The organism is Paenibacillus sp. FSL E2-0190 (assembly GCF_037992965.1).
Classification (GTDB): Bacteria; Bacillota; Bacilli; order Paenibacillales; family Paenibacillaceae; genus Paenibacillus_AQ; species Paenibacillus_AQ odorifer.
The window spans coordinates 4881029-4899869 of the sequence record NZ_CP150306.1; the positions used below are offsets into that span (position 1 = coordinate 4881029).

Here is an 18841-nt window from a genome sequence, read left to right on the forward strand (position 1 = left end):
GACCCCAGTGACGCTATCGGCACGAAAAACACACTATATGCTCCTCTTTATAAGGAATAGCTGCTCTCGTGTCCGATACTCTTCTCAAATGGCGATAATTTTGCTTTTAGCGTCATCTGGGTCCTTTCGCCTCAACAGAGGGGGCGGACTTGGCGCTGTCGCTCTCTGCCCATCGGAAATGACTCGCGCTATCGGACTCAGTTGACCTTAAACACACCTTTTCCCCACTTTTGCTATGCTATCGGACCCCAGTGACGCTATCAGCACGAAAAACACACTGTATGCTCCTCTTCTTATGGAATAGCTGCGCTCGTGTCCGAAACTCCTCTCAAATGGCGATAATTTTGCTTTTAGCGTCATCTGGGTCCTTTCGCCTCAAGTGAGGGGGCGGACTTGGTGCTGTCGCTCTCTGCCCATTGGAAGTGACTCGCGCTATCGGACTCAGTTGACCTTAAACACACCTTTTCCCCACTTTTGCTATGCTATCGGACCCCAGTGACGCTATCGGCACGAAAAACACACTATATGCTCTTCTTTATAAGGAATAGCTGCACGGGTGTCCGAAACTCTGCTCAAATGGCGATAATTTTGCTTATAGCGTCATCTGGGTCCTTTAGCCTCAAAAGAGGGGGCGGACTTGGCGCTATCGGTTGTGTCTCTGTGCTGTGTGATGTGTCTCAGTACTATCGAATGTGACTCGTTGCTGACTCTGCGCTGTGTAATGTGTCTCTGTGTTATCGAATGTGACTCTTTGCTGTGTGTGACTCGCGCTTTCGGACTCAGTTGACCTTAAACACACCTTTTCCCCACTTTTGCTATGTTATCGGACCCCAGTGATGCTATCGGTACAAAAAACACACTATATGCTCCTCTTCTTATGGAATAGATGCGCTGGTGTCCGAAACTCTGCTCAATTGGCGATAATTTTGCTTTTAGCGTCATCTGGGTCCTTTCGCCTCAAGAGAGGGGGCGGACTTGGCGCTATCGGTTGTGTCTCTGTGCTATGTGATGTGTCTCAGTACTATCGAATGTGACTCGTTGCTGACTCTGCGCTGTGTAATGTGTCTCTGTGTTATCGAATGCGACTCTTTGCTGTGTGTGACTCGCGCTATCGGACACAGCTGCACTTAAACACACCTTTTCCCCACTTTTGCTATGCTATCGGACCCCAGTATCGCTATCGGCGCGAAAAACACACTATTTGCTCCTCTTATTAAGGAATAGCTGCGCTCGTGTCCGAAACTCTGCTCAAATGGCGATAATTTTGCTTATAGCGTCATCTGGGTCCTTTCGCCTCAAGAGAGGGGGCGGACTTGGCGCTATCGCTCTCTGACATCGGAAGTGACTCGCGCTATCGGACTCGGTTGACCTTTAACGTGGCTTTTCCCCACTTTTACGATTCTATCGGACCCCAGTGACGCTATCGGCACGAAAAACACACTATATGGTCCTCTTATTAAGGAATAGCTGCGCTCGTGTCCGATACTCTGCTCAAATGGCGATAATTTTGCTTATAGCGTCATCTGGGTCCTTTCGCCTCAAGAGAGGGGTGGCATCCGGGAATTCTGAAAATCTCTACTTCGAGACTCGCCAAAAGCAGCGTTAGAGGTCGCATGACTTTTTTGGATTGCTCTAAATATAGCTACACTAACACGACATAAAAAATACAGAGCAGCAATCCTCCGTTACGGTAGAATCGCTGCTCTGCTGTTTTATAAGGTGGTTAGCCCTTTACGCTCTCTTTTACAATATTCACAACGAGTTCAGCCACTTTAACGATATCTTCGGCTTTAATCCGTTCCTTGGTAGTATGGATATGTTCATAACCCACTGCAAGGTTAACAGTCGGAACATCTAGACCGTTGAACACGTTAGCGTCACTACCTCCGCCAGAGTGGAACAGACGTGGAGTAAGCCCCATAGAAGTAATGGCCCGCTGTGCAAGCTGCACTACCGGATCATGTTCATTAAAGCTAAAAGCAGGGTAGATGATTTCACTGCGGAATTCGCATTCTGCGCCGTATTCCCGCACAGTTGTCTCGAGCGCTTCGCGCATCGAAGCGATTTGATCGCCAACCTTCTCCTGCACAATACTGCGTGCTTCTGCATCCAGCTGGACGTGATCGCACACTACATTCGTTGGGCCGCCGCCAGCGAACTTTCCAATATTCGCTGTGGTTTCGTTATCAATACGACCCAGCCTCATGGCTGCAATCGCTTTGCTAGCGACTTGAATTGCGCTGATGCCGTCCTCTGGGTTCACGCCAGCATGAGCCGATTTTCCAAAGATTTGCATCGTGATTTTAGCCTGTGTCGGTGCTGCGACCGCAATCGCTCCAACTTCACCATTGGAATCAAGTGCAAAGCCGAAGTCTGCATCCAAGTTGCTTGGATCCATCGAACGTGCGCCCAGCAATCCAGATTCTTCACCCGCTGTAATCACGAATTGAATCTGACCATGCGGAAGCTTTTGCTCTTGGATCACACGAATGGCTTCGAACAATGCAGCAAGTCCTGCTTTATCATCAGCTCCAAGAATCGTAGTACCATCACTTGTAATCCATCCATCTGAACCAAGTGTAGGCTTGATATTTTGTCCGGGAACAACCGTATCCATATGGCAAGTGAACAGAAGCTTTGGAGCAGCTCCTCCATTCTCAGCTGGCCAGGTAATGAATAGATTACCTGCTCCATGTCCGGTTCTTTCCTGGGAATCGTCTTCGAGCACTTCTAAACCCAGTTCGTTAAACTTACTCTTAAGGACATCGGCAATCTGCCGTTCATTTCTTGTTTCGCTATCAACTTGGACAAGTTCCATAAACTCCTGAATCAATCGGTCTTGTGAAATCACTGGACTTCCCTCTCTTTCGTGAATACGGTACAATGGTTGTACGACATTACCATCTTCATGTTAATAACTTAAACTAAATCTAAAGGAGTTACCCATGCAACGTAATAAATGGTTCAAGATCTTCATCTACGTCATGTTGTTTGCCATGATTGCCTCTACGCTATTTATGGTTATCGAGCCGTTCCTTGCAGGTTAAACATTGCTCAGGGAGCATTAATAATAGCGGCTAGGAACACCTTGCCGCTATTTGGCCTGCACGTTTGTTCTTAATCAACCTTTGCCATATCACAGAAAGTATCCATCAGCTCTTCATATGGGAAATGTTTCAAGAAGTATGGAACCAGCTCTCTAGCCACCTCTTGAAGCTCAAATCGACGACCTGCACATTCCTCTAGAGAAGTTATCCCAAAATCGGTGATCCCGCATGGAATAATCCCTTGAAACCCGCGCGCCGCAATCCCCTCAGAAATGTTAAAAGCAAAACCATGACTGGTAATAAAACCTCTTCTAAATTTACTCTTATTAAACTTCACACCTATAGCACAGATCTTCTCATCGCCAACCCATACTCCGGTGTACTCCGGTTTACGATCTCCGGCAATACCGTAGGATGCCAAATAATCAATAATAACAGCCTCCAGACTGCGCAAGTACCCATGCAAATCCACTTTGCCATCTTCTCCGAGCTTAAGGATCGGATAACCTACAAGCTGACCGGGTCCGTGATATGTAATATCTCCTCCGCGATCGATTTCAAACAGCGCGATTCCTTTTTCTTCGAGCTGCTCATGATCCAAGAGAAGATGTTCAGGATGATTTTGTGAACCAATAGTATAGGTAGGCGGATGCTGCAAAAGAATAAGTCTCTCCGGCTGCTCGCCAGAATCAATGGCATGCACACTTTCTTTTTGCAGCTCCCAGGCCGTCCCATACTCCATAGTAGGGTCATATGAAATCTGCAGCTTACGAATATCCGAATTATTCATACCGTCAGGTCCCCTTTTTCAGTCTCATGCCTGCACAGTTTGGCTCGTTATTATTTTAGTAAAGTTTCGTATCCGGGGTATATCCTTCAATATTATCCTTGACGCGTTGCAAGAAACGACCACAAATGACTCCGTCCAGAATCCGATGATCGAGCGACAGACAAATATTAGCCATTGATCGCACACCTATCATATCGTTAATAACCACAGGTCTTTTTACAATCGATTCAAATGTTAAAATCGCTGCCTGTGGATAGTTAATGATTGGATAAGAAAGAATGGAGCCAAACGAGCCTGTATTATTTACAGTGAAAGTCCCTCCCTGCAAATCTTCCAGGCTCAGTTTGCCTTCGCGTGTTTTTTGTGCCAATTCATCAATCTCACGAGCCAACCCAGCGACATTTTTCTGATCAGCCTTCTTAATCACAGGAGTGATAACCGAATCTTCTGTACCTACCGCTAACGAGATATTGATATCACGTTTGACAATAATTTTGTCTACAGCCCAGACAGAGTTCATAATCGGGTAATCCTTAATCGCACTCACAACAGCCTTCATCATGAAAGCCAGATAGGTTAGATTGATACCTTCTTTACGCTTGAACTCATCCTTATGTTTATTGCGCAGTGCGACCAGATTAGTCACGTCTACCTCAATCATTGTCCAAGCATGCGGAATCTCAGAGACACTTTGACGCATTCTTGTAGCAATTGTATTCCGGATTGGCGTTACATCAATCAGGTATTCAGAACTGCTGCCTCTGCCACCCTCAACTTCAATTGTTGGAATACGAGGAGATTCGCTCAAGTGTAGACCCGAATGGCGAAGTGGCTCTTCTGCCTTCTTCTCTTGGGCTTGAACGAACTGTGGAGCAGGCGGTTGTGACGCCATTGGGGCAGGCTGGCTAGCAGAAATCGAAGCTGCAGATCTAGCTCCGCCGCTTTCGAGGAAAGTCAGCACATCCTTACGGGTAATCCGACCACCCATACCAGTACCAGCAACTAAAGTCAGATCGATGTTATGTTCAGCAGCCAAAGTCTGTACCGCAGGAGAATAGCGTGCACGCATCATATCGCCAGCAGTTGAAGTCGCACTTTGTCCTGCAACATTATTAGAGGAATTAGCTGCAACTGTGTTAGTGTTAGTCACGTTTGCAGCAGCAGATGCAGTCACAGGCACGGCTATACGACAAATGACTTCGCCGACATTGACAACCTGGCCTTCTTCCGCCAATAGTTCACCCATAACTCCATCTATCGTTGAAGGTAATTCAGCATTTACTTTATCTGTAATAAGCTCACATATTGGTTCGTATTGCTCTACCGGATCGCCCGGTTTCTTCAGCCATTTTCCGATCGTCGCCGATACTAGCGATTCCGCCAGCTGCGGCATGATCACGTCAGTCAACTTTTGGTTGTCAGACATCTTTTCACTCCTTAAAAGTTTTACGAAGCATTGACTCTTAGAAAGACTACATAGTAAAACTTGCTTCGTAAGCATATTCTTAAAGTTTTACGAAGCTTCGTCAGCATCACCTGAGTTTTAGGAAGCTTCGCATCTACTCAACAAATTAATATTGTGCCAGCCGGAGCATTTCCGCCTTCACTTTTTCTTTACTTAGCATGAAAAACTTCTCCATTGGCGGGCTGATTGGCATCGCCGGAACATCGGGACCACAAAGACGGAAGATTGGTGCATCCAGCTCGAACAGACAATGCTCAGCGATAATGGCCGCCACTTCGCCGCCAATTCCGCCTGTTTTATTATCTTCATGCACAATCAATACCTTACCGGTCTGACGGGCAGCAGCAATAATCGCATCACGATCCAGCGGTTGCAAGGTACGCAGATCAAGAATATGTGCTGTAATTCCTTCCTCGCATTCCAATTCTTCCGCAGCCTGCATAGCAAAATGCAGCGGGAGACTGTAGCCAATCACCGTAATATCCGTTCCCTCACGCAGCAGATTAGCTTCGCCAATTGGAACGGTGTAATCCCCTTCCGGTACTTCTTCCTTGATCAGCTTGTAACACTTTTTGTTCTCAAAGAAAAGCACCGGATCAGGATCACGTACAGCTGCCTTCAGCAATCCTTTAGCATCATAAGCGGAGTAAGGCGCTACAATCTTCAATCCAGGTGTACCAAAGAAAATCGATTCTGGACACTGTGAATGATACAAACCGCCGAACACCCCGCCGCCAATAGGAGCACGAATGACAACCGGGCAACTCCAATCGTTATTTGAACGATAGCGGATTTTAGCCGCTTCACTGATAATTTGATTCGTCGCCGGAAGCATAAAGTCGGAGTATTGCATTTCAGCTATTGGTTTCATTCCGTACATAGCTGCTCCGATGGCTACACCAGCAATCGCTGATTCAGCGAGGGGTGTATCCATAACCCGCTCTTCGCCAAACTGTTCCTGTAGACCTTTAGTTGTGGTAAATACGCCGCCTTTGAGACCAACGTCCTCACCAAGCACGAACACGGAATCATCGCGCTCCATTTCTTCCTTCATCGCGAGCCTGATGGCATCGATATATTCCATTATAGCCATGGTTTATGCCCCTCCTTTGAGGTCGGAATCACTGTATACATGCAGCAGTGTGTCTTCCGGTTTCGGGAACGGAGCATTATCGGCATACTCGATAGCCGCTTTAAGCTCAAGATTGCATTCAGCAGCAAGATCTTGTTCTTGCTCGTCACTCCACAATCCCAGACCGATCAAGTAATTACGGAATCCTGCTACGCCGTCCTTCTTCCAGTTCTCATCAACCTCTTCTTTGGTCCGGTAAGCCAGATCATTATCTGAGGTGGAGTGTGGAGACAAACGGTACATCATCGCTTCAATCAGCGTAGGACCTTCACCCGCGAGGGCTCTTTCCCGCGCTTCCTTAACGACACGATAAACCTCAAGCGGATCGTTTCCGTCTACACGCACACCAGGAAATCCATAACCCAGTGCACGGTCGCTAACCTTGCCGCCTAACTGTTTATGAACAGGAACAGAGATTGCGTACTGATTGTTCTGGCACATGATAATAACCGGCAGCTTATTCACTCCGGCAAAGTTACAAGCTTCATGAAAATCCCCCTGATTGCTGGAACCTTCACCGAAGGTTACAAAGGAGACGAATTTCTTCTTCTGCATTTTGGCCGCCAGAGCAAAGCCAACCGCATGAGGGACCTGAGTGGTTACAGGGCTTGACCCTGTCACAATACGCAGACGTTTGCTGCCAAAGTGACCCGGCATTTGCCGCCCACCACTGTTTGGATCTTCTGCCTTAGCGAATACGGACAACATAAGTTCGCGTGTAGTCATACCCACTGAGAGCACGAAAGCATAATCGCGGTAATAAGGTAAAAAATAATCATTTTGCCGGTCCAGCGCGAACGCCGCCGCCACCTGACCCGCCTCCTGGCCTATACCGGAGACATGAAAGTTGATCTTGCCAGCGCGCTGAAGCAGCAGACTGCGCTCATCGTATTTACGAGCGAGCGACATATATCTGTACATATCGATGACCTGGCCGTCACTAAGTCCAAGCTGCTTATGTCTGTTAATCGTTTCTACAGTACCTTGGGGTTCCATAAAGAGATACCTCCTTATTCATAAAGCCTGAAGTCTTACAGGAATTAAGACCAATTGTGCCCTGATCTTAAAACCTGGTACTAAGACTTGACTTGAGTATATTATAATCCCTTTCTACCCAAAAAGAAAAGCTAAGAAAAACTAAAATCCAATAGATCTTCCATCCACAGCTAACATTGCTTCTCCGATAATCTCCGAAAGGGTAGGGTGAGCATGTATAGCTTCACCAATCTCCCAAGGTGTTGCATCCAGTAGCTGTGCCAAGGCCGCTTCTCCAATTAGATCCGTCACATGAGGACCAATCATCTGCACACCAAGAATATCTCCACTGCTACGATCGGCTACAACTTTGACAAATCCGTCCTTCTGGCCATATACAATTGCCTTACCAATGGCCGAGAATGGGAACTTCCCAATCACTACATCATGTCCAAGCTGTTTAGCTTCCTTCTCGGTGTAGCCCACACTTGCTACCTCAGGCCGAGTATAGACACAGCGTGGTACTAAATGTGTATGATAAGGATGTAGCTTCTCACCAGATAGATGATTAACCGCCATTATCCCTTCATGACTGGCTGCATGAGCCAATTGAAGCCCACCGATGCAGTCGCCAATGGCATAAATATGCGGCTCTGCCGTCTGCATACTAGCGTTTACAGCAATAATCCCTTTGTCAAAGCGAATGTCTGTGTTTTCCAGTCCAATATTCTCGATGTTGGCCACTCTGCCTACGGATACAAGCAATTTTTCTGCCGTTAGGCTTTGACTTTGCTCTCCCTTACGGGCTTCGATCGAAATTCCATCCTCCGTTACCTGGCAGGTTGCAGCATCCACTGTAGTTTCAGTCAGTACCTTAACCCCACGCTTTTTCAATAAACGTTGCAGTTCCTTAGCTATCTCTTCATCCTCTTGAGGCAGTAACTGACCTGCCGCTTCAACCACAGTCACCTGCACTCCAAAATCAGCCAGCATTGAAGCCCATTCGACCCCAATTACACCACCGCCCACAATGATGATAGAGGATGGCAGCTCTTCGAGCATGAGCGCTTCATCACTGCTAAGAATCACTTTCCCGTCTGGTTCGAGACCAGGCAATACTCGTGGGCGTGAGCCCGTAGCGATAATAAGATGGCTGGAAACTACTGTTTCCATCTCCCCATCTTCCAGTTCCACAGCTACAGCACCGCTGCGCGGAGAAAAAATAGAAGGACCCGTTACGCGCCCTTTACCTTTGACAACTTGTATTTTATTTTTGCGCATCAAATATTGTACGCCTTGATGAAGTTGCTCAACTACAGCTTCTTTGCGTTTCTGTACCTTTGGGAATACCAGCTGTACACCGCTTGTCTCAATGCCATAGCTCTCGCTCTCATTGATTTCAGCATATACCTCTGCACTACGGAGCAGCGATTTACTAGGAATGCAGCCCCGATGCAGACAGGTTCCTCCCAGTTTGTCCATTTCGATGACGACAACGGACTTTCCAAGCTGTGCAGCGCGAATAGCCGCCACATACCCTCCAGTACCTCCGCCAAGTATGGCCACGTCACATGAAATTGTCATGATATGTATCCTCCAGTCATTACACGTAAGTTCATTTTACTTAGTATATTGTACTCTCTTTTTGCTCTATTACAAAACTTATAAACGTCATATGCAAATGGACTTTTTCTTGCTAAAGCGTTATCATATGGGTGAATCTAAAGGGCTAAGAGGGGTAGGAGACACTTATGAAACTGTTAATTTCACGCTTCATTGCCATCCTTATTCTTGTGTTTCCGGGCTTAATAGCAATGAAGGGCTTCCTCATGATGAAGGATGATATTTTTGATTACATATCCATGCATGGTGATGATTCTGTTGTGCCCCACTTTGCTTGGCTGCATTTCGGTGGTGGATTGTTGCTCTTCGCAGCTGGCATGACTTTCCTTGGTGGCTGGATTCTGGCTAGGGACCGTAAGAAGAATTACGTAGGTCCAAGGTTCAAGGAGAAGCAAAAGGCGAAACAAGCCGGAACGCAGGAAACGATCTCTTAAGAGGCTATGCTAAACTTAGGATCAGCTTTTTCATCTCATCATTTATTCACCTGATCATCTGAATCTCGAATCGCACACAATCAAGCCTTATTACCCTGCTGATTGTAATTTGTACAATAGATTCCCCCATATTTCAAACCCTCCCAGCTCACCCGATCTGGTGCTCGTTATCTATCATAAATAACATAAAGGCGAGAACTTCATGGACGCAATCTGCGCTCCCTGAAAATTCCCGCCTTTTTCTTAAATACCCGCCTTATCAAGCGCCTCTTTCCGCCGCCCCTGTACCAACTCGCTGTACAGTCCGCCTTGCTTCAGCAGCTCTTCATGAGAGCCTTGCTGCAATAATCTGCCGCCCTGAAGCACAAGAATTCGATCAGCTGCACGTATCGTGCCAAGTCTATGAGCAATGACGAAGCTCGTTCGCCCTTTCATCAGCGCCTGCAGCCCTTCCTGAATCTTGATCTCGGTCACTGTATCAATACTGCTGGTTGCTTCATCAAGCACAAGCATAGAGGGGTTAGCAAGAATCGCTCTCGCAATGGAGAGCAGCTGCTTCTGCCCTTGGCTTATACCGCTGCCATCCGCCGAGAGCATCCGTTCATAACCTTCGGGCATTCGCATAATAAAAGAATGGGCATTGGCCAGCTTAGCCGCCTCTTCAACCTCTTCATCGGACGCATCCAGCCTCCCGTATCGGATGTTATCGCGGATACTCCCTTTGAACAAAAAGGAATCCTGCAATACAAAGGCCATATGACTTCTCAAGCTTTCCCGCCGAATCGAAGTGATATCTAAGCCATCCAGCGTGATTTTCCCCTGATTAGGATCATAGAAACGGGATAACAGCCCAATTAGCGTTGTTTTGCCAGCACCGGTAGGTCCAACTAAAGCGATCATCTCGCCAGGCTTCGCTACAAAGCTGATATCCTGCAGCGTGTTAGAACCTCCATCATAAGAAAAGGCTACATTTTCAAACTTCACCGCACCCTGTACAGTTTCAAGTGATTTGGCTGCACCTTCATCTTTAGCCTCGGTCTCTTCGTCCAGCACTTCAAACACCCGCTCGGCCCCTGCCACCGCTGAGAGCAAGGTATTCCACTGATTCGCTAAATCATTAAGCGGACGAGTAAACTGGCGGGTATATTCCACGAATACGATGATCACACCCACTGTAATCGACCCACGGATCGCAAGCAGACCACCAATTCCTGCAACTATGGCGAAGCTGAGATTATTAAGACCATTCATAAGCTTGGGGATGAAACCAGAAATGGACTGCGCCCAGTAGCCTGACAGCATAATTCGCTTGTTGCGTTCATGAAAACCAGAGATGACGCGTTCCTCTTGTGAAAAAGCCTTGATAATCCGTTGTCCGGATAAGGTCTCCTCAATATAACCGTTAAGCTCCCCTACATTGCGCTGACGTTCTTTAAATAGTGGGCCTGTACGGCGTGTAATCCAGCGCATGCCTAACAACATCAAAGGCACTACGAGGAATGTGAGCAGCGTCAACAAGGGACTAAGCCACAGCATAACCCCTACGGTTCCTAGCAAGGTTAAGACACTTGAAAATATCTGAATAGCCGAGCTATTCAACGTAGAGCTGACGTTCTCGATATCATTGGTAAGACGGCTCATAATTTCCCCCTGCTGTCTCCGATTAAAAAAGGAAATAGGCAGACGGTGTAAATGGGAGAATAGCTCCGTACGCATCCGTAATACAGTTTCTTGAGCAATTTCGATCATCCATATGTTTTGCAGCCAAGAAGTCAGAGAATAAAAAATGTACACACAAGCAAGGCTTGTCAGAAAAACAACCCATGATCGCCCGCCGGTACCTTCCAGATAATTATCCACCGCTCTGCCAATCATGTATGGCCCCAGCAGCGCTAGCGCTGAGCTGAAGACAACCATGATCAGTACAAGAATAAGCTTGGCTTTACGCTCAGCTAGATAACTCCAGATCCGGATCAGCGTCCCTGACCAATCCTTCGCCTTTGCTTTGGGTTTGCCGCCAGATGCTGTCCCTAGACTTCGTCCCACGCCAAGTTCAAAATTCGGTTTAGGATGACGAAAAGGTTCAATTAATGCTTTGAACATGCTGCTTCGCCTCCTCTACCTGTGATTCATAAATCTTGCGGTACAGCTCGGAGCTTGCCATAAGCTCCTTATGCGAGCCTTTGCCAATTAATCGTCCCTCATCCAGCAACAGGATCAAATCGGCTGATGCCGTTGAACTGATTTTCTGAGTAATCAAAAAGGTTGTACAGGAGATATCCTTTAGCGCCTCCAGCAAAAGCCCTTCCGTAACCGCATCAAGGGCACTGGTGCTGTCATCAAGGATCAACATAGCCGGTTTTCTAACAAGTGCACGGGCAATCGTTAACCGCTGCTTTTGTCCGCCGGAGAGATTAACCCCTCGTTGACCAAGCATCGTGTCATAACCATCTGGCAACCCTTTTACCGTCTCGTGAATTTGTGCAGCTCCCGCTGCTTGTTGGATTTGTTCCAGTGTGGCGTGTTCATTGCCCCATGCAATATTATCGCGAATTGATCCGCTGAAAAGCTGCAATTCCTGAGGCACATAACCTATCGATTTCCGCAGTCTGGAAATATCGATATCAGCACTTTTTTCACCGTCAATCCAAATGGTGCCGTCTGTCTCTTCATACAAGCGCGGAATCAAACTCACGAGTGAGGATTTTCCTGATCCGGTCGCCCCCATAATCGCTACTCGCTCACCAGCAGCTACTTCAAAATGAATGTCCTCCAGGACAGAGATATCACTATTAGGATACTTAAAGCAAACGCCTTCAAATTTAACGTGGCCCTGAATCGGCTCACCTTGCAAAGTCCCGCCTTCACGAACTCCAGCTCCCGCTTCCATAACTTCTGAAACACGTTGAGAGGAGGCACGAGCGCGGGAAAACGTTACAACAAGACCAGAGATAGCTGATAACGCTCCAATTGTTCGCAAGGAGTAATTAATAACAGCAACAGTCTGACCCAAAGTAGCATCCCCGCTGGAAATGGCTATCCGTCCAAACCATAAAATCGCCAAAATCGCCGCATTCACAATAAGCATAACAAAAGGCATCGTCGTCTCAGTCAAACGCAAGGCAGACACTGTTGATCTCATCAAATTCCCGCTAAATACCGTGAAACGTTCAATCTCATACCCCATACGCACAAATACGCGGATCAAGCGAATACCCGTAAGGTTCTCCTGAATCACGCCATTAACTCCGTCTAAACGCTGCTGGACCGTACGAAATAACAAGGAAGCTTTTCTCATAATCCAATAGAGGAAAAAAATCAACAAAGGTAACGCCACCGTCAGCAGTAATCCCAGCTTCACATGAACAACTAACGCCATAATCACACTGCCTACCACAACAAGTGGCACCCGTGTCATAAAGCGCAAGCTCATAAAAATAGTATCCTGCAGCTGTGATACATCGCCAGTCAGACGGGTAATCAGTGACGAAGTAGCAAAACGATTAAATACTTCATACGTAAAAGACTGTACCTTTTCGTACAATTTGTCCCTAAGATCGAACGCAAAGCTCTGACTTGCATGGGCAGCAAAAAAAGAACTGAGTACCCCGGCTGTAAACGCAACTACCGCGCTGCCGATCAATACACTGCCCCACAGCCATACTACAGAGGTATCTTTTTCTCGGATCCCCAAGTCAATGATTTTGGAAATGATCAAAGGCTGTGATAATTCTACCGTCAATTCAATGAGCATCATTACAAGGGCAGCTATTGCAGCTACCTTATATTTTTTGAGAAAAGAGAAAATCAAAGCCATTCGCATACCCTCTTTTTCTATTCGTACAGTGCATCCCTTAACCGAGTTGACATCGTGGAAGCCTGTCCAGTTTTCAGTATTGCTCGACGCAGTGCTTTATTACTCCGATTCAATTCCACCAAATCCGCCATCATTTCTTCCAGCAAGCTTTCAGTGTCACTGGATAAATCTCCATTCTGCTGCAAAAGAGCTAACCGTTCCTTATATTCGTCTAATCTTTCAGTCACACTTATTACTTCCTTTCCCATCTCTTATTACCTCTTATCATACCACATCCAATCAATCGCAATGTTTTCACTGGATACATCTGATCCGAATATGATACTCTAATATGGTCGCATTTTTAAGATATAATCAATGTTTTTTACGAAAGGATAGATGGAAGTGGCACAATTGTTTTTCAAATACGGAGCAATGAACAGTGGTAAATCTATTGAGATACTCAAGGTTGCACATAATTATGAAGAGCAGGGGAAATCGGTGCTCATTTTCACTCCATCCATAGACGACCGGGACGAGGTTGGTTTTATTTCTTCTCGTATTGGGCTTCGGAAACAAGCAATCCCCATCGATGAGAACACAGATATTTATAATATCGTCAGCAGTAACCAACCTAAACCACACTGTGTACTTATTGATGAATGTCAATTTCTAAGCAAGGAATGTATTCTCCAGCTAGTGCGTATCGTTGATGAGCTGGGCATTCCGGTAATGGCTTTCGGACTTAAAAATGATTTTCAGAATCAGTTATTTGAAGGCAGCAAATATATGCTGATCTACGCTGATAAAATTGAGGAAATGAAGACGATCTGCTGGTTCTGCGAGCGCAAAGCTACTATGGCTCTACGAGTAGAAAACGGCAAGCCCGTATATAGCGGCAAGCAAATCCAGATTGGTGGCAATGAAGCTTACTATCCGGTATGCCGCAAATGTCACAAGAATCCACCGCTATAGCCGTGTATAAAAAGCATCCCAAAGCCATAAAGGCTATTGGAATGCTTTTTTGATTAAGAAGATATTACCCTAAATATCTTTCTTTAAGAATATTCAAATGATGATGGTCATGTCCAATCATAATGCAGGCCTGAGCTCTCGCAGAAAGAGTAGCCTCGTTAACTATTCCCTTCCGGATCCATGCTTCCTCCGGCAGAGTTTCCATTAGGAGTAATGTCGATTCTCGAACAAGCTTGTAGTGGGCCAGCAATGCTTTTAAAGTGTGCGCTTCGAAATTGGCGGTAAGTACATAGTCTTTCTCTTCAAAACCCGGCAGTGGAGTCGTATCCCCTCTGGCGATGCACAATAAACGGTAGGACATGATTCTTCCGGTATCAGCCAGATGTCCGACCATTTCCTTGATACTCCATTTCTCCGGAGCGTAACGATAGTCCCCTTGTTCTTCCGTAAGATTCGAAATAAAAGTGCAAATCTCATCCGTCTGCTCTCTAAAAATAGTAATCATGTCTCCTTCAGCTGGCACTAAATCGACATATTTTGATAATTCTTTGAGATACTCACTGCTTTCTGGACGTCGGTCCATGTCTAAACCCCTCTCATTTTGAATTTTTTTGAAAAAATAGGAGGAAAATTATACTGTAGTTGTTGTATTTCAGCTCATTTTATACGATACTTGCAATAATAGGGTTGGTTAAACTAGAAGTCATCGGGAGTGTCGGCATGCTAGATTTTATTCTTTTTATGATATTTTCAATACTAGAGACTTATGCAATGTTTTTTCTGGCTTTCAAAATCTTCAAAATTGATTTATATCATAAAGAGATGGTGTTTGCTAGTTTTATTATGGGCTTTTCTTCTTATACAATTAGGATCAACTATGGGATGTTTCCATTAGATATTTTCTCACAATATGCACTAATGTTTTGTTTTATGTGGATGTTATTCCGGATTCATCCCTTCTACGCTTCTATATTAACCGGGATGACCTATCAAGCATACTTGGTGATTCAGACCAGTCTTATGTATCTATTAAACTCTGTAATCATCATGCCTCTAAATATCTTGAATCCGATTACCAAAAACATGATTACAATGCAGGTTTTATCAGCATTAACCGCGATTCTCATTGGTATGTATGTAGGTCATAAACGTATTGGATATGACTTTGTACCTGATAAACCCGATGTAAAAATTAAACCAACGACTAATGAAAAAATATTATTCGCTCTTAATCTTCCTACAATAATTGTCGTTACTTCACTCAACTACTTTTTTGAATCTCGTTTCTTTTTCATAATCCCATTTCTCTATGGAATACTATTATGGGGATATCTATATTTCTCATACAAAAAGGACAGAAATAATTATGAATCATTTATCTCTTAAAATTGTTGAGTTCATTAAGAAAAGTAATCCAGAGCAAACGCATTCTATTGAAATCATGCATTATGCCCTTAGCATTATTATGAATACTTTATTAATTATTATGACTTCGTTATGCATTGGCGGGCTCACTGGACAGCTTAAGGAAACATTCTTAGCCTTATTCAGCTTCATACTCCTAAGAATGTCATCTGGTGGTGTGCATTTAAAATCCGCAAGAGCCTGCAATATTGTATCTATCTTTATCTGTTCACTTATCCCTCATATTACCTATCTAATACATAACCATTTGATTTGGATTAATCTTTTTTCTTTACTTGTAATGATCTTATGTGCTCCGAATCCTGATGCTAATGCTCAAATCCCCAAAGAATGGTATTTGGGTTTAAAGATCATTTCCATAATTCTGGTTTCTTTGAATTTTTGGATCCATTCGTCTGTCATTGGATTGGCATTTTTAGTTCAATCCTTTACAGTTATAATCCCATTACAAAGGAGGTCAATCAGATGAAAAAAACCTTAGCTCGTTATGCTTCTAACCTACTGGGTACTTCTGCTCAAGTTTTTACAAAAATTCTAAAACCAGCAGCTTACAGCCCTGAAATTCCAAAAGAACTGCGCAAGTAATTAAACAAGGATGGGGAAAAGATGCGTGTCTTACAGAAAGACGGTTCCTCTAGTGATATTCTAGAGGAAGATATATTGTATTTCTCGAATTATAAAAATACAATATTCGTCCATACGAAAGAAGGCGAATTTATTCTCCCCACCACGCTTTCCGATCTTTCCGTAGCGTATGAGGGTAAGGGATTCGAACGCCTTGACCGCAGCAATGTCGTCAATATCAACAACATAGAAGGCTATGATCCCGGGCGGAAGATTGTATGCTTTAATCAAGGTACGCAGTTCACTACTGTTTCGGAATCCAATGAACCTCGCCTTAAGAAGTATCTTGCTTCACAAAAGAAAAAACCGTCAGAATAAAATTCAGTTTTTTAATAATCCCGGCATGTTCACGCATGCCGGGATTATTTTATTAAAAATTGAAACTTTTTAGCAATTTCCTCAAAATCGCACATTATGCCATAATAATCCTCAAATGTAAAGATAAATTCGTAGGATGAATGACAGGAGACGGATCCTATTCCAAATGATACCATATAGATAAACCTATAATAAAAACAATTAATGATGGAGGATCATAATGAATTACTATTTTCATCCCTCTCCACGGCCCTCATCTCTGGAATCTATATCTGACGAGGATTTACTAAGAATCTATGAGCTAGCGGTTGATGCCCATGCGTTACCGGATTTCATTGAAATTATTAAAGAGATCATGAGAAGTAGAAATCTCATAGATTCTGAAAGTATATAACATCCCCTTCCCCATTAAATTCACACTGACGCATGGTACACATTTTTCTTCAGCTTCAACCAACAATAAACTCCTTAGGTCGCCTTAAGTCAACTACATTAACATAAAAAAGGTAGAGCCTCCGCGGCCCTACCTTTTTTATATGCACATATGATGGTTAATCTGAGATAAAAATAATGCTCTATTCTGTAATTTCTGTTTTGAAAACATTTTCCAATTTGCCGCCGAGTCTTTTCTTCAAGGGAACTTTAATATCTCTGCCCAATTCTTTAAAGAAAGTTTCAACATCACATTTCACATTTTTTGCAGTTGCGATTACCGCACCATCACCAACAATGTTTTGATTCGCTTCAAGAGGAACATCAACTTCGATGTCATACTTTTTGGATAATGTCTTGATGTAACGTGCGAAGATCTCCAGCAATTCCTCGTTATTAAAATTTTCTATAGCGACTTTGCCCTTGCTGGTAAACTTCATGTTAATTTTCATTATTAATATCCCCTTTTCTGTCAAACCATTTTTAGTTGTTAGTTTATGGATCAAGATGAATAGATGGCTGCAAGAAAGGGCAACATTCATTCATTTTTGAGATCATTAGCAAAAGGCATACATTATTTATAAGCACCCTTTATTTGTTGTACTTTAAACTGAGTAAATTCTTTAAGTGCTTGTATGACCTGATCCTGTTCCTCTTCCTTCAGTTCATAAACGCACTCCCGTAGCCACTCGCCAAATAGAAAGGCTTGACGCCCTTTACGGGGGCTCTTTCTTAAGGAGTCGAGGTTACCCTCAAACTTATCGTTCAGGACATCGGTCAGATTGTATTTCTCAATCTTCTCTATTACCATTCCTGCCCCATATTCCGTTTCGTAAACTATAACTTCATTCGAATCAAAGGAAACGTACGATGTTTCTTTCCCTTCCTTCGCTCTGAATTCCTTAAGCTTGTTAAAGGCTGTCTCGTAGATGTAATCTTGAGACTGTTTGAGCTGTGGCAGCTCATATCCTTGCTTCAAGGTCTTGATATATTCAATATCTGGCATATAATCTGCCAAATGGTACATCCGATTCTTCAGATCCGTTCCAAGCGCTTCAATGATCTTGTCCAGATTGTCTTTAAGCGGAATGCTCTCTCCACGTTCGATTTTGCTAAGCTGTGAGTAACTTATACCGCTCTTTTCTTCCAGTCCTCTTAAGGTTAACCCTCTCGTCTTTCTGATGTGCCGAATGAAATTACCCAGCTCATCGGGATAGTTCTCAAAATCATTCATGGGAGTCACCTCCCTACTATCATAACACAACATAACAATTTGTGTTGGCTAATAACAATTATTCCTTGTTTTTACTTGCCTCTGAAGAGTAATTCCCAGTATTCCACGCCCAATATAACCCTATCTTTACAAAATACCGGAAAAAGACTCAGCGCTCGTCTGTAAGGATTTGGAATATGCTCGTTACTCGCCTCAGTTTTACTTTCTGCTTAAGCCCCATCCATCTTCTTGGTCTTACCTTCCGCTTTCTGCTCACTTTACTAACTTTACTTAACTAGCTCAACTTGCACGCCTCACTCACTATACTCACCTAGCTCACCTAAGCTCATATTACTCATCTTACTCACCTTACTCACCTTACTCAACTAGCTCACCTAGCTCACCTGACTCACCTGACTCACCTAGCTCCACTTGGCTCACCTTGCTCACTCAATTCTACCTCATCGGACCGAGGAGACCTTATTAAGCTGATTTCAGCCATTCTGCTCATCTATCGGACTCAGATGCAGCTATTCATTAAAATATATTACGATTCCGGGCAAAAGTATGACAATAAGAGCTATGGAGTCCG

General features: G+C 44.4%; 19 protein-coding genes. 7 read left to right on the plus strand and 12 right to left on the minus strand.

Annotated elements, in window-relative coordinates; all coding sequences use genetic code 11:
* Positions 1-1723: 1723 nt before the first annotated feature.
* Positions 1724-2851 (minus strand): tripeptidase T, encoded by a 1128-nt coding sequence (locus NST25_RS21580; RefSeq protein ID WP_340392445.1) that lies wholly within the window; start codon positions 2849-2851, stop codon positions 1724-1726.
* A 94-nt stretch (positions 2852-2945) separates the two neighbouring features.
* On the opposite strand from NST25_RS21580, the gene prli42 reads away from it, so the two are divergent.
* Positions 2946-3047 carry a stressosome-associated protein Prli42 gene (gene prli42, locus NST25_RS21585; RefSeq protein ID WP_094872112.1) on the plus strand — a complete coding sequence of 34 codons (102 nt, stop codon included), beginning with the start codon at positions 2946-2948 and terminating at the stop codon, positions 3045-3047.
* A 70-nt stretch (positions 3048-3117) separates the two neighbouring features.
* Here prli42 and lipB read toward each other — a convergent pair whose 3' ends face one another.
* The 5 genes from lipB to lpdA form a co-directional block, all read right to left on the minus strand.
* The gene (gene lipB / locus NST25_RS21590; RefSeq protein WP_340392446.1) at positions 3118-3837 is read right to left on the minus strand and encodes a lipoyl(octanoyl) transferase LipB; all 720 of its coding nucleotides are present in this window, start codon (positions 3835-3837) and stop codon (positions 3118-3120) included.
* Positions 3838-3892: 55 nt separating this feature from the next.
* The gene (locus NST25_RS21595; RefSeq protein WP_076193183.1) at positions 3893-5263 is read right to left on the minus strand and encodes a dihydrolipoamide acetyltransferase family protein; all 1371 of its coding nucleotides are present in this window, start codon (positions 5261-5263) and stop codon (positions 3893-3895) included.
* Positions 5264-5408: 145 nt separating this feature from the next.
* A complete protein-coding gene (locus NST25_RS21600) occupies positions 5409-6395 on the minus strand; it encodes an alpha-ketoacid dehydrogenase subunit beta (protein WP_340392447.1) in 987 nt (328 codons plus the stop codon).
* Positions 6396-6398: 3 nt separating this feature from the next.
* Positions 6399-7430, minus strand: coding sequence for a thiamine pyrophosphate-dependent dehydrogenase E1 component subunit alpha (locus tag NST25_RS21605; RefSeq protein ID WP_076184133.1), 1032 nt, complete (start codon positions 7428-7430; stop codon positions 6399-6401).
* A 141-nt stretch (positions 7431-7571) separates the two neighbouring features.
* Positions 7572-8993, minus strand: coding sequence for a dihydrolipoyl dehydrogenase (lpdA, locus tag NST25_RS21610; RefSeq protein ID WP_340392448.1), 1422 nt, complete (start codon positions 8991-8993; stop codon positions 7572-7574).
* A 167-nt stretch (positions 8994-9160) separates the two neighbouring features.
* Between lpdA and NST25_RS21615 the strand changes: the two genes are divergently transcribed.
* Positions 9161-9466, plus strand: coding sequence for a DUF2627 domain-containing protein (locus tag NST25_RS21615; protein ID WP_076129486.1), 306 nt, complete (start codon positions 9161-9163; stop codon positions 9464-9466).
* A gap of 243 nt (positions 9467-9709) precedes the next feature.
* Here NST25_RS21615 and NST25_RS21620 read toward each other — a convergent pair whose 3' ends face one another.
* From NST25_RS21620 to NST25_RS21630, 3 genes are read right to left on the minus strand one after another with little or no spacing between them, the layout of a single operon-like run.
* Positions 9710-11569, minus strand: coding sequence for an ABC transporter ATP-binding protein (locus NST25_RS21620; RefSeq protein ID WP_076184140.1), 1860 nt, complete (start codon positions 11567-11569; stop codon positions 9710-9712).
* Complete coding sequence (locus NST25_RS21625; protein ID WP_076184143.1) at positions 11550-13283, minus strand: ABC transporter ATP-binding protein; 1734 nt, start codon at positions 13281-13283, stop codon at positions 11550-11552. Before NST25_RS21625 ends, NST25_RS21620 begins: the two co-directional genes overlap by 20 nt.
* 17 nt (positions 13284-13300) lie before the next feature.
* On the minus strand, positions 13301-13531 hold the full coding sequence (locus tag NST25_RS21630; RefSeq protein WP_036676022.1) for a hypothetical protein: 231 nt from the start codon (positions 13529-13531) through the stop codon (positions 13301-13303).
* Between the two features lie 136 nt (positions 13532-13667).
* Between NST25_RS21630 and NST25_RS21635 the strand changes: the two genes are divergently transcribed.
* Positions 13668-14237 (plus strand): thymidine kinase, encoded by a 570-nt coding sequence (locus NST25_RS21635; RefSeq protein WP_036676019.1) that lies wholly within the window; start codon positions 13668-13670, stop codon positions 14235-14237.
* 64 nt (positions 14238-14301) lie between these two features.
* On the opposite strand, the gene NST25_RS21640 is transcribed toward NST25_RS21635, so the two are convergent.
* Positions 14302-14820, minus strand: coding sequence for a DinB family protein (locus NST25_RS21640; protein WP_076184145.1), 519 nt, complete (start codon positions 14818-14820; stop codon positions 14302-14304).
* Between the two features lie 137 nt (positions 14821-14957).
* On the opposite strand from NST25_RS21640, the gene NST25_RS21645 reads away from it, so the two are divergent.
* The 4 genes from NST25_RS21645 (at position 14958) to sda (ending at position 16998) form a co-directional block, all read left to right on the plus strand.
* Positions 14958-15623, plus strand: a complete 666-nt coding sequence (locus NST25_RS21645; protein WP_139332061.1) for a hypothetical protein — start codon at positions 14958-14960, stop codon at positions 15621-15623.
* A 504-nt stretch (positions 15624-16127) separates the two neighbouring features.
* Positions 16128-16247: a cyclic lactone autoinducer peptide gene (locus NST25_RS21650; RefSeq protein WP_139329854.1), complete on the plus strand. Its 120-nt coding sequence runs from the start codon at positions 16128-16130 to the stop codon at positions 16245-16247.
* Positions 16248-16268: 21 nt separating this feature from the next.
* Positions 16269-16604 carry a LytTR family DNA-binding domain-containing protein gene (locus tag NST25_RS21655; RefSeq protein ID WP_036676016.1) on the plus strand — a complete coding sequence of 112 codons (336 nt, stop codon included), beginning with the start codon at positions 16269-16271 and terminating at the stop codon, positions 16602-16604.
* A 220-nt stretch (positions 16605-16824) separates the two neighbouring features.
* Complete coding sequence (gene sda, locus NST25_RS21660) at positions 16825-16998, plus strand: sporulation histidine kinase inhibitor Sda (protein ID WP_081393959.1); 174 nt, start codon at positions 16825-16827, stop codon at positions 16996-16998.
* Positions 16999-17179: 181 nt separating this feature from the next.
* Here sda and NST25_RS21665 read toward each other — a convergent pair whose 3' ends face one another.
* Both NST25_RS21665 and NST25_RS21670 read right to left on the minus strand, forming a co-directional pair.
* Positions 17180-17488, minus strand: coding sequence for a hypothetical protein (locus NST25_RS21665; RefSeq protein ID WP_036676014.1), 309 nt, complete (start codon positions 17486-17488; stop codon positions 17180-17182).
* A 122-nt stretch (positions 17489-17610) separates the two neighbouring features.
* Positions 17611-18270, minus strand: a complete 660-nt coding sequence (locus NST25_RS21670; protein WP_036676012.1) for a helix-turn-helix transcriptional regulator — start codon at positions 18268-18270, stop codon at positions 17611-17613.
* Between the last annotated feature and the right edge of the window lie 571 nt (positions 18271-18841).